This window comes from Cupriavidus sp. FW305-46, from assembly GCF_058787075.1.
This window is the reverse complement of record NZ_JBYSZI010000052.1, coordinates 37,780-49,130: the sequence shown is the minus strand read 5'-3', so window position 1 is coordinate 49,130 and position 11,351 is coordinate 37,780. Positions and strand designations below refer to the sequence as shown.

General features: G+C 68.7%; 11 protein-coding genes and 1 pseudogene. 10 read left to right on the top strand and 2 right to left on the bottom strand.

Annotated elements, in window-relative coordinates; genetic code table 11:
* The 10 genes and pseudogenes from AC3WON_RS23210 to AC3WON_RS23165 form a co-directional block, all read left to right on the top strand.
* Nucleotides 1-718, top strand: a pseudogene (locus AC3WON_RS23210) (DNA polymerase III subunit gamma/tau); the annotation flags it as partial.
* Nucleotides 719-787: 69 nt separating this feature from the next.
* Nucleotides 788-1,120, top strand: coding sequence for a YbaB/EbfC family nucleoid-associated protein (locus AC3WON_RS23205; protein WP_010814258.1), 333 nt, complete (start codon nt 788-790; stop codon nt 1,118-1,120).
* An 8-nt stretch (nt 1,121-1,128) separates the two neighbouring features.
* Nucleotides 1,129-1,743, top strand: coding sequence for a recombination mediator RecR (gene recR / locus AC3WON_RS23200; protein WP_010814257.1), 615 nt, complete (start codon nt 1,129-1,131; stop codon nt 1,741-1,743).
* A gap of 76 nt (nt 1,744-1,819) precedes the next feature.
* Nucleotides 1,820-2,725, top strand: a complete 906-nt coding sequence (locus tag AC3WON_RS23195; protein WP_010814256.1) for a LysR family transcriptional regulator — start codon at nt 1,820-1,822, stop codon at nt 2,723-2,725.
* A 177-nt stretch (nt 2,726-2,902) separates the two neighbouring features.
* Nucleotides 2,903-4,099, top strand: coding sequence for a CaiB/BaiF CoA transferase family protein (locus AC3WON_RS23190; protein ID WP_492320627.1), 1,197 nt, complete (start codon nt 2,903-2,905; stop codon nt 4,097-4,099).
* The gene (locus AC3WON_RS23185) at nt 4,096-5,064 is read left to right on the top strand and encodes a hydroxymethylglutaryl-CoA lyase (RefSeq protein ID WP_492352824.1); all 969 of its coding nucleotides are present in this window, start codon (nt 4,096-4,098) and stop codon (nt 5,062-5,064) included. The genes AC3WON_RS23190 and AC3WON_RS23185 overlap by 4 nt, the downstream gene beginning before the upstream one ends.
* Nucleotides 5,065-5,112: 48 nt before the next feature.
* Entirely contained in the window at nt 5,113-6,129 is a 1,017-nt protein-coding gene (locus tag AC3WON_RS23180; protein WP_492352823.1) for a Bug family tripartite tricarboxylate transporter substrate binding protein, read from the top strand.
* Between the two features lie 180 nt (nt 6,130-6,309).
* Nucleotides 6,310-7,353 (top strand): ABC transporter substrate-binding protein, encoded by a 1,044-nt coding sequence (locus tag AC3WON_RS23175; protein WP_010814252.1) that lies wholly within the window; start codon nt 6,310-6,312, stop codon nt 7,351-7,353.
* Nucleotides 7,354-7,486: 133 nt separating this feature from the next.
* The gene (locus tag AC3WON_RS23170) at nt 7,487-8,299 is read left to right on the top strand and encodes an ABC transporter ATP-binding protein (protein ID WP_010814251.1); all 813 of its coding nucleotides are present in this window, start codon (nt 7,487-7,489) and stop codon (nt 8,297-8,299) included.
* 30 nt (nt 8,300-8,329) lie between these two features.
* Nucleotides 8,330-9,121, top strand: a complete 792-nt coding sequence (locus tag AC3WON_RS23165) for an ABC transporter permease (protein ID WP_492320630.1) — start codon at nt 8,330-8,332, stop codon at nt 9,119-9,121.
* A gap of 77 nt (nt 9,122-9,198) precedes the next feature.
* On the opposite strand, the gene AC3WON_RS23160 is transcribed toward AC3WON_RS23165, so the two are convergent.
* Both AC3WON_RS23160 and AC3WON_RS23155 read right to left on the bottom strand, forming a co-directional pair.
* Nucleotides 9,199-10,617: a sensor histidine kinase gene (locus AC3WON_RS23160; RefSeq protein ID WP_492319874.1), complete on the bottom strand. Its 1,419-nt coding sequence runs from the start codon at nt 10,615-10,617 to the stop codon at nt 9,199-9,201.
* Nucleotides 10,614-11,288: a response regulator gene (locus AC3WON_RS23155; RefSeq protein WP_492319875.1), complete on the bottom strand. Its 675-nt coding sequence runs from the start codon at nt 11,286-11,288 to the stop codon at nt 10,614-10,616. Before AC3WON_RS23155 ends, AC3WON_RS23160 begins: the two co-directional genes overlap by 4 nt.
* Between the last annotated feature and the right edge of the window lie 63 nt (nt 11,289-11,351).

Below are 11,351 nucleotides of genomic sequence, written 5' to 3'. Positions count from 1 at the left end.
GCCACGGCCCGCCGCGCCGCCCGCCGCGCCGCCCGCCGCGCGCCAGGCGGAGCCGGAATCCGTGCCGCCCTGGGAGCTGGCGGGTGGCAGCGACGTGCCGCCGTGGGAAGAGCTGCCGCCCGACCTGCCGGCCATCGGCCCCTATGACAGCGATCCTGGCTACCGCGACAACGGTTTCAACGAACCGGCAGCGCGTGCCGCCGGGCCGCGCCGGGCGCCCGCGCGCGAGGCCGAGCCGGCGCGCGAGGCCGCTCCGGTGCAGCCAGCCGCGGCGCCGGCAGAATCCGCCAAGTTCGTCGCTCCGCGCCCGCCAGCAGCGGGCGAGGATGGCACCCCGCCGGCCTTCACCGGCGCATGGCCGGTGCTGGCCGCCGGCCTGCCCTTGAAGGGCCTGGCCCAGCAGCTGGCCTACCAGAGCGAACTGACCCAGGTGGTCGGACGTACCTTCCACCTGCGCATCCCGGTCGCGGCCCTGGGCGAGAACGGCGTGTCCGAGCGGCTGCAGCAGGCGCTGTGCGACCACTTCGGCGAGCCGGTGCGCGTGGTCTGCGAGGTGGGCGGGGTTTCCATCACCGCGGCGGCCGCCGATGCCGAGGCGCGTGCCGAGCGCCAGCGCCAGGCCGAGGCCGTGATCGAGGCCGATCCCTTTGTCCAGGGCCTGCTGCGCGATTTTGGTGGCCAGATCGTGCCGGGCTCGATCCAGCCGCGCGCCGCCTGATCCGCGGCCTGCGTTTGCTTTACCGAATCACTTCACCGAATTTCTTACCGAATCCAGGAGCATTCCATCATGATGAAAGGTCAACTCGCCGGGCTGATGAAGCAAGCCCAGCAGATGCAGGAAAACATGAAGAAGATGCAGGAGCAGCTGGCCCAGATCGAGGTCGAGGGCCAGTCCGGCGCCGGTCTCGTCAAGGTGGTCATGACCTGCAAGAACGACGTCAAGCGCGTCACCATCGACCCCAGCCTGCTGGCCGAGGGCGAAGACAAGGACCTGCTGGAAGACCTGGTCGCCGCGGCCTTCAATGACGCCGTGCGCAAGGCCGAAGCCACCTCGCAGGAAAAAATGGGCTCGATGACCTCGGGCCTGCCGCTGCCCCCGGGCTTCAAGCTGCCGTTCTGAACGCCACTGTGAAGGCATCGTCCCCGACCTCGCTGCAGGCACTGGTCGAAGCGCTGCGGGTGCTGCCCGGCGTCGGGCCCAAGTCCGCCCAGCGCATGGCCTACCACCTGCTGCAGCACGACCGCGAGGGCGCGCGCAAGCTGGGCGATGCATTGCGCGGCGCGGCGGACCATATCCGCCATTGCCAGCGCTGCAATACCTTCACCGAGCAGGAGATCTGCGAGACCTGCCTGGACGACCGCCGCGACGCCTCGGTGCTGTGCGTGGTGGAAACCCCGGCCGACCAGGTCATGATCGAGCAGACCCTGACCTACCGCGGCAAGTACTTCGTGCTGATGGGCCGGCTCTCGCCGCTGGATGGCATCGGCCCGCGCGAGATCCATCTTGACCGGCTGCTCGCGCGCGCCACCGAGCCCGAGCTGGGCGGCCCGGTCGGCGAGGTCATCGTCGCCACCAACTTCACCAGCGAAGGCGAGGCCACCGCGCACTACATCGGCGAAATGCTCAAGGCACGCGGCCTCAAGGTTTCGCGCCTGGCGCGCGGCGTGCCGGTGGGCGGCGAGCTGGAGTACGTCGATGCCGGCACCATCGCGCGTGCGGTGATGGACCGCCGCAACCTCTGAGCACGATCGCGCGGGTCCGGTTGCCCGCGCGCCGGTCACCGCGTTCTTCCGCCTTCTTCAGCTGCCTGCCTCTCCCATGAACCTGGCCCGCTTCGATCTCGTCACGCTTGGCTTGTTCGTCGCCGTGGCCCGGCAGGGCAGCATCTCGGCCGGCGCGCGCCAGTCGCACCTGGCCGTGGCCGCCGCCAGCAAGCGCATCTCCGACCTGGAAACCGCGGTCGGCGCGCCGCTGTTCTTCCGCCATGCCGCCGGCGTGCAGCTGACCGAGGCCGGCCAGGCCTGCTTCCACCATGCGCTGACCATCCTGCAGGACGTCGAACGCATGGCCGGCGTGATGTCGGACTACGCCTCGGGCGTGCGCGGGCAGGTGCGGGTGTGCGCCAACACCTCGGCGATCACGCAGTTCCTGCCTGACGACCTGGCGTCGTTCATGCAGCGTCATCCCACCATCCGCATCGAGCTGGAAGAGCAGAACAGCCGCGATATCGTCGCCGCGCTGGTCGAGAACCGCGCCGACGTCGGCATCTTTGCCGACCGCACCCCCGCGGCGGGGCTGATGACGATCGAGTACCGGCAGGACGAGCTGGTCATCATCACGCCGCCCAACCATCCGCTGGCCGCGCGCGGCCCGGTGCACTATGCCGATACGCTGGAATTCGACTTCGTCAGCCTGCCGCAGGAAACCTCGCTGGCCGCGCGCCTGCTCGAGGAGAGCAGCCGGCTCGACCGGCCGTTCCGGCTGCGCATCCAGGTGCGCAGCTTCGATGCCATGTGCCGCATGGTGATGGCCGGCCTGGGCGTGGGCGTGCTGCCGCGCATCGCTGCCGAGCCGCACGTCAAGTCGATGGGGCTGTCGCTGGTGTCGCTGCAGGACGCCTGGGCGCGCCGCTCGCTGCTGATCGGGCTGCGCGACCCGGCCGGGCTGACGGTCTCGGCCCGTCTGCTGATCACCCACCTGTGCGGGGACCGGGCGCCGTTCTGACGCGCCCGCGCTGAGGCGCCTTCGCAGCCTTTCGCGTTCCGAGAAAGCCCGCTTCTCCGATTGCCGATTCCTGGCGGGCCCCGTGCTGGGGCACACTCCGTTCGAACGCAATGTATGACAAGCCAGTCATTGGGCTTGCCGCACTGCAACAAAATACCGCATCGCACGGAGACACCCATGGCGCAACAGATCCTCGAGGGCATTCGCGTCCTCGAACTCGGACAACTCATCGCCGGCCCCTTTGCCGCCAAGACCCTGGCCGACTTTGGCGCCCACATCATCAAGGTGGAGCCGCCGGGGCAGGGCGACCCGCTGCGCAAATGGCGCATGCTGCATGAAGGCACCTCGGTCTGGTGGGAGGCTCAGTCGCGCAACAAGGAGTCGATCTGCATCGACCTGCGCCAGCCGGAAGGCCAGGCGCTGGTGCGCAAGCTGGCCGCCGAGGCCGACGTGCTGATCGAGAACTTCCGCCCCGGCACCATGGAGAAGTGGGGCCTGGGCTGGGACGTGCTGCATGCCGACAACCCGCGCCTGATCATGCTGCGCGTGTCGGGCTACGGCCAGACCGGCCCGAAGAAGGATGAGCCCGGCTTTGCCGCCGTGGCCGAAGCCATGGCCGGCCTGCGCCACCTGACCGGCGAGCCCGGCCGCGCGCCGGTGCGCGCCGGCCTGTCGCTGGGCGACACCATCGCCGGCCTGCACGGCGCCATGGGCGTGCTGCTGGCGCTGTACCAGCGCGACGCGCGCGGCGGCGAAGGCCAGGTCATCGACGTGGCGCTGTACGAGTCGCTGTTCAACCTGAGCGAAAGCCTGCTGCCGGAATACTCGGCCTTCGGTGCGGTGCGCCAGCCCGCCGGCGGCGCGCTGCCGGGGATCGCGCCGTCCAATGCCTATCCCTGCGCCAGCGGTGAATACGTGCTGGTGGCGGCCAATGGCGACGCCATCTTCAAGCGCATGATGCTGGCCATCGGCCGGCCCGACCTGGCCGACGATCCGTCGCTGGCACAGAACGATGGCCGCGTGAAGCGCGTCGACGAAATCGATGCCGCCATCGCGGACTGGACCCGCACGCAGACGGTGGACTCGGCGCTGGCGGTGCTGCGCGACGCGCAGGTGCCGTCTGGCCGCATCTATACCGTCAAGGACATTGCCGAAGACCCGCACTACCGCGCCCGCGGCGTGATCGAGTCGGTGACCTCGGCCGGCGGGCTCACGGTGGAAGTGCCGGGCGTAGTGCCCAAGCTGTCGGCCAGCCCGGGGGAAATCCATGACCGCGCGCCGACGCTGGGCGAGCATACCGATGCAGTGCTGAAGCAGGCAGGCTTCGATGACGCCGCCATCGCCGACCTGCGCGCGCGCAAGGTGATCGCATGAGCGCCGCCGCCAACCTGCGCGGCCCGGCACGCGTCGAGATCAATGAAGTCGCGCCGCGCGACGGCCTGCAGATCGAGCCGGTGGTGGTGCCGACCGACGCCAAGGTCGCCTTCCTCGACGCGCTGTCGGCCTGCGGCTTTGCCCGCATCGAAGCCACCTCTTTCACCTCGGCCCGCGCCATCCCGGCGCTGGCCGATGCCGAGGCGCTGATGCACCGCATGCAGCGCCACCCGGGCGTGCGCTACACCGCGCTGGTGCCCAACCTGCGCGGGCTGGAGCGTGCGCTGTCGTGCCGGCCGGATGAGGTCAACCTGGTGATGTCGGCCAGCGAGACCCACAACCGCGCCAACCTGCGCATGACGCGCGAGCAGTCGCAAGCGCAATTGCTGGCGATGATCGAGGCGGCGCGCGGCGCCGGAGTGCCGGTCAACATTTCGCTGTCGACCGTGTTCGGCTGTCCCTTCGAGGGCGAGGTCGACAGCGCCGCGGTGATGGCACTGGCCACCCGCTTCGCCGAGGCCGGCGCGGACGGCATCACGCTGTGCGACACCACCGGCATGGCCTACCCGAACCAGGTCGCGGCGCTGTGCGAGGCCTTCCAGGCCTCACTGCCCGATACCGGCCTGACCATCCACCTGCACAACACCCGCGGCATGGGCGTGGCCAATGCCCTGGCTGCCTGGCAGACCGGCGTGACGCGCTTCGACGCGGCCGCCGGCGGCCTGGGCGGCTGCCCGTACGCCCCCGGTGCCAGCGGCAACGTCAGCACCGAAGACCTGGTCCACATGTTCGACTGCATGGGCGTCGAGACCGGCGTCGACCTGGGCGCGCTGCTCGACGTGGTGGCCGGCATGCCGGCGCTGGTCGGGCGCGACCTCCACAGCCAGCTGCTGAGCGCCGGCCCGCGCCTGCGCACGCACCAGCCGCCGGCCTGGATGGCGGAGCATTTCGCCGGGCAGGCATAGCCGGCACCCAGACAAGAACAACACATCCAACAGATAACGGAGACCCTCATGAAGCAAGCCCTTCAACGCAAGTCCGCCATGCCCGCACGGCGCAAGGCCGTAGCCGCCACGCTGGCGGCACTCGGTGCGGCATGGTTCGCGCCCGTCGCCCTGGCGCAGGATGGTACCTATCCCGCCCGGCCGGTGACGCTGGTGGTATCGGCCGCGGCTGGTGGCACCACCGACATCGCGGCGCGCATGATTGCGGAACCGCTGTCCAAGGCGCTCGGCCAGCCGGTGGTGGTGGACAACCGTCCCGGCGGCAACGGCAGCATCGCCGCGCAACTGGTGGCGCGGGCCAAGCCGGACGGCTACACGCTGATGCTGCAGTACTCGGGCTTCCACGTGATCACGCCGCTGCTGGTCAAGAACCTGTCGTGGGACCCGGTCAAGGACTTTGCGCCGGTGGCCAACATCCTGTCGGCGCCGCAGGTGCTGGTGGTGCGCCCGAGCCTGCCGGTCAAGTCGCTGAAGGAGCTGGTGGCGTACGCCAAGGCCAATCCGGACAAGCTCAACTACGCCTCGTCGGGCAACGGCTCGCTGCAGCACGTATCGACCGAGCTGCTGAACCAGATGGCCGGCACGAAGATCACGCACGTGCCCTACAAGGGCACCGGCCCGGCCATGACCGACCTGCTGGGCGGCTCGGTGGACCTGACCATCACCACGCCGCCGCCGCTGATGGCCCATATCGCCGCCGGCAAGCTGCGCCCGCTGGTGGTGACCAGCAAGACCCGCCTGCCCAGCCTGAAGGACGTGCCGTCGGCGCCCGAGGCCGGCTACCCCGACCTGGACGTGTCGTCGTGGTTTGCGATGTACGCACCGGCCGGCACGCCCAAGCCGGTGATCGACAAGCTGACTGGCGAAATCGACAAGATCATGCGCACCGAAGCCTTCCGCAAGAAGGCCGAGGGCCTGGGCGCCGAGGCCAAGTACATGAGCCCGCAGCAGCTGGGGCAGTACCAGAAGGCGGAACTGGCGCGCTGGGGCAAGGTGATCAAGTCCGCCGACATCCACGCGGAATGATGGCGCGGGCTGCGGCAAGGTGATCGAAAGGTAAGGGCGTTATGCTGGCGGGTTTGCTAGGTGTTGATACCGATGCGGTGCATCGCACCGTCCGGTAGCATCGCAATTTGCCGCACCGCGGCGCGCCCCCTTCGAGCGCATGTCGCCGCAGCGCCAGTCCACACGGGTAGGAGATCTCGCATGTATAACAAGAAATTCTGGAAGCAATTCCTGATCGCGCTGGCGCTGTTCCTGGCCGGCTGGTTCACCTTCGGCCAGGCGCAGGCACAGGGCAAGCCCGAGAAGACCAAGGTCACCATCGCGGTGGGCGGCAAGAACCTGTTCTATTACCTGCCGCTGACCATTGCCGAGCGCCTCGGCTACTTCAAGGAAGAAGGGCTGGACGTCGAGATCGTCGACTTCGCCGGCGGTGCCAAGGCGCTGCAGGCCGTGGTGGGCGGCAGCGCCGACGTGGTCTCGGGCGCCTACGAGCACACCATCAACCTGCAGGCCAAGGGCCAGCGCTACCAGGAATTCGTGCTGCAGGGCCGCGCCCCGCAGATCGTGCTGGTGGTGTCGAACAAGACCATGCCCAACTTCAAGTCGATCGCCGACCTGAAGGGCAAGAAGATCGGCGTGACCGCGCCGGGCTCGTCGACCAACATGATGGCCAACTTCGTGCTGGCCAAGTCCGGGCTGAAGCCTTCGGACGTGTCGTTCATCGGCGTGGGCGCCAGCGCCGGCGCGGTGGCCGCGATGCGCTCGGGCCAGATCGATGCGATGGCCAACCTGGACCCGGTGATCTCGATGCTGACGCAGAAGAACGAAGTGCGCATCGCCTCCGACACCCGCACGCTCAAGGACACCCAGGCCGTGTTCGGCGGCAATATGCCGTCGGGTTGCCTGTATGCGTCGCAGGCGTTTATCCAGCAGAACCCCAACACTACGCAGGCGCTGACCAATGCCATGGTGCGCGCGCTCAAGTGGCTGCAGAAGGCGGGCCCGTCGGACATCGTCAAGACCGTGCCGGAAAGCTACCTGCTGGGTGACCGCGCGCTGTACCTGGCCGCGTGGGAAAAGGTCAAGGAAGCGATCTCGCCGGACGGCACCATGCCGGCCGACGGCCCGCGCACCGCGTTCAATGCGCTGAGCCAGTTCGACGCCGAGCTCAAGGGCAAGCCGGTCAAGCTGGAAGAGACCTACACCAACGCCTTCGTGCAGAAGGCCAACGCCAAGTACAAGTAAGACCCTCGCCGTCGATGCCATCGGCCCGCTGCCCGCAGCGGGCCTTTGCTTTGAAACCTTGACGGCCAATCCATCATCACCCGCCCGCGCCGCGCCCCCCGGCGCCGCCACGGCGGGACCGAGACGGTTCATCATGAGCACTCCCGCACTTTCCCTCGACAAGGTTACCTGCACCTTTGTCTCGCGCGATGACCGCAGCCAGCGCTATACCGCGGTCCAGGACGTCACGCTGTCGATCCAGCCCGGCGAATTCGTCTCCGTGGTCGGCCCCACCGGTTGCGGCAAGTCCACGCTGCTCAACGTCGGCGCCGGCCTGCTGGAACCCTCCAGCGGCGAGATTCGCGTGTTCGGCGAGCCCCTGCGCGGCATCAACCGCCGCGCCGGCTATATGTTCCAGACCGAGGCGCTGATGCCCTGGCGCAGCGCCCTGGACAACGTCGTCGCCGGCCTGGAGTTCCGCGGCGTGGCGCGCGCCGAGGCCGTGCAGCAGGGCGAGGAATGGCTGCGCCGCGTGGGCCTGGGCGGCTTTGGCGACCGCTATCCGCACCAGCTCTCGGGGGGCATGCGCAAGCGTGTCGCGCTGGCGCAGACGCTGGTGCTGGACCCGGACATCATCCTGATGGACGAACCGTTCTCGGCGCTGGATATCCAGACCCGCCAGCTGATGGAGAACGAGGTGCTGGAGCTGTGGGCCGCCAAGCGCAAGGCCGTGCTCTTCATCACCCACGACCTGGACGAGGCCATTGCCATGAGCGACCGTGTCGTGGTGCTGTCGGCCGGCCCCGGCACGCACCCGATCGGCGAGTTCGAGATCGACCTGCCGCGCCCGCGCGACGTGGCCGAGATCCGCAACCATCCGCGTTTTGTCGAACTGCACGCCGCGATCTGGGACGTGCTGCGCGAGGAAGTGCTCAAGGGCTACGCCCAGCAGCGCAAGGTGGCCTGAGCCCTCCAACCTAACAAGACCTGAATCCCGATGGCATTCCGTACTGATTCCAAGGGCATGCTGCGCGTCTGGCAGCTGCTCGTCCTGGTGGTGATCCTCGGCGTGTGGCATATGGCCACGCGCTCGCAGCAGGTTGCCTTTTTCTTCGGCGAACCGCTGATGGTGGCGCAGCGCATCTGGAGCTGGTTTATCGTCGAGCGCGATATCTACCTGCACCTGGGCGTGACGCTGATCGAAACCGTGCTGGCCTTCGGCATCGGCACGGTGGCGGGGCTGGGCGTGGGCCTGTGGCTGGCGCTGAGCCCGATGACCTCGGCCATCCTCGACCCCTACGTCAAGGCCATGAACTCGATGCCGCGCGTGATCCTGGCGCCGATCTTCGCGGTCTGGTTCGGCCTGGGCATCTGGTCGAAGGTGGCGCTGGCGGTGACGCTGGTGTTCTTCATCGTCTTCTTCAACGTCTACCAGGGCGTCAAGGAAGTGAGCCCGGTGGTGCTGGCCAACGCGCGCATGCTGGGCGCCAACCAGAAGCAGCTGCTGCGCCATGTCTACCTGCCCAGCGCCACCAGCTGGGTGTTCTCGTCGCTGCATACCTCGGTGGGCCTGGCCTTCGTGGGCGCGGTGGTGGGCGAATACCTGGGCTCGGCGCGCGGCGTTGGCTACCTGATCCTGCAGGCCGAAGGCACCTTCGACATCAATACCGTGTTTGCCGGCATCGTGGTGCTGACGGCGTTTGCGCTGGTGCTGGACTGGATGGTTGGCATGGGTGAGAAGCGGCTGATGAAGTGGCAGCCGCAGAGCGGGGAGACGGAGAAGCTTTGATGCAAACCTGCCGGCAAGCGCTGCTGGCCGGCGGTTTGCTCCCTCTCCCGCTTGCGGGAGAGGGAGCACCCAAGCGGTCAAGAGCAAATCTCGGGTTTGTGGTCGGCAGCGCTGAAGTTTACCGACACCGTCAGCCCGCCTCCGGGCGTATCCGCAAGCTCGACCGCTGCACCATGCAGCCGCGCGATCTCGCGCACGATCGACAGCCCCAGCCCGGTCCCTTCCACGGACTGTCCGCTCTCGCCGCGATAGAAGCGCCGGAACACCGCATCGCGCTCTGCCGGCGCAATGCCGGGGCCGTTGTCGATCACCTGCAGCCGCGGCACGCCGCCGTGCAGCGCCACGCGCACCGTGACCACCGCACCACGCCCCGCATAGCGGATCGCGTTGTCGATCAGGTTGCCCGTCAGCTCCTGCAGCAGCTCGGCCTGCCCGGAGACCTCCACCGGCCCTAACTGCTCGAAGCCCAGGTCGACCTCGCTGCCACGCGCCACCGGCGCCCAGTCCAGTGCCACGCCTTGCGCCAGCGCATCGAGCCGCAGCGGCCTGAGCGTGGGCATATAGCCCGCATCAGGCTCCAGCCGCGACAGCGACAGCAGCTGCTGCACACCCTTGGAGGCATGGCGCACGGTGCCGTGCAGCAGCCGCATATGCTCGCGCACGCGTTCGCCGTCGCGCTCGCGCAGCGCCAGCTCGGACTGCGCCTGGATGATCGCCAGCGGCGTCTTGAGCTGGTGCGCGGCATCGGCAAAGAAGCGCTTGCGCGCCTGCACCATGCCGTGGAGCCGGTCCATGTACTGGTTCAGCGCCTGCACCAGCGGCTTCATCTCGGCGGGCAGGTCCTTCTGCTCGATCGGGTCGAGCTGCGTGCCGCGCCGTGCCACTGTGTCGGAGAGCCGGTTCAGCGGCCGCAGGCCGCGCCGCACGCCGAGCCAGACGATGCCCAGCGCCAGCGTCACCAGCATCAGCTCTTGCAGCAGCGAGCCGATCAGGATGTCGCGCGCCAGCAGCTGGCGCGGCTCGATGGTTTCGCCCACCAGCACCCACACCAGGCGCGTGCGCGCCGAGCCCACGTCATGCACCGGCAGCGCCTGGGCCGCCATGCGCACCGGGTGCTCGCGGAAGACAGTGTCGTAGAACTCGGTGCGGTACAGCCGCAGCGGCGCCTCGGCCGGCATCGGCAGGTCGTCGTAGCCGGTCACGGTGGCGCCGTCCTCGTCGCGGATGCGGTAGAAGATGCGCGGGCCGGCCTGGTCGTCGAAGAGTTCCAGCGCCAGGTTTGGCACGTCGACCTGGAGCCGCCCCTCGCGCAGGCGGATGCCTTCGCGCATTGCGCGCAGCGACGCCTCCAGCGTGCGGTCGAAAGCGATATGCGCGGCCGACATGGCGCGCTCATAGGTCAGCCACGCATCGAAGGCGAGCAGGGCCATCAGCGGCAACAGCAGCCATAGCGACAGCTGCAGGCGCAGGCTGGGCGCCTGTCGTGGGAGCCTCATGCCGCCGGCCGCGCTTCGAGCAGGTAGCCCAGCCCGCGCAGTGTGACGATGGCCACGCCGCTGCCGTCGAGCTTCTTGCGCAGCCGGTGCACGTAGATCTCGATCGCATCCGGGTTGACCGATTCGTCGATGCCGAAGATCTTCTCCGACAGCGCCGCCTTGTTCACCGCGCGCCCATCGCGCAGCAGCAGCACCTCCAGCACGGCGCGTTCGCGCCCGGTCAGCGGCAGCAGCTCGCCGTGCAGCAGGACCGCACGGCTGACGCTGTCGTAGTGCAGCGGGCCGCAGGCGATCTGCGTGCTCTCATGCCCGTGGGCACGGCGGATCAGCGCGCGGGCGCGCGCTTCCAGTTCGGACAGGTCGAAGGGCTTGGCCAGGTAGTCGTCGGCGCCCAGGTCCAGGCCGCGCACGCGGTCTTCGACCGAGCCGTGCGCGGTCAGGATCAGCACCGGCAGCGGGTTGCGGCGCTGGCGCAGGCGGCGCAGCACTTCCAGGCCATCCAGTCCGGGCAGGCTCAGGTCCAGGATCAGCAGTGCGTAGTCCTGCGTGCTGAGCAGGTTGTCGGCGCTGCGGCCGTCGTGCATGCAGTCGACCGTGAAGCCGGCCTGGCCCAGGGCCTGGCTCAGGGAATTGGCCAGCATCACATTGTCTTCGGCAAGCAGGATACGCATGGGGCAGGGCAGTCAGGCGGCAATACGGAAAACCGGCCGGAACGGCCGAGGCCAGACAGATAC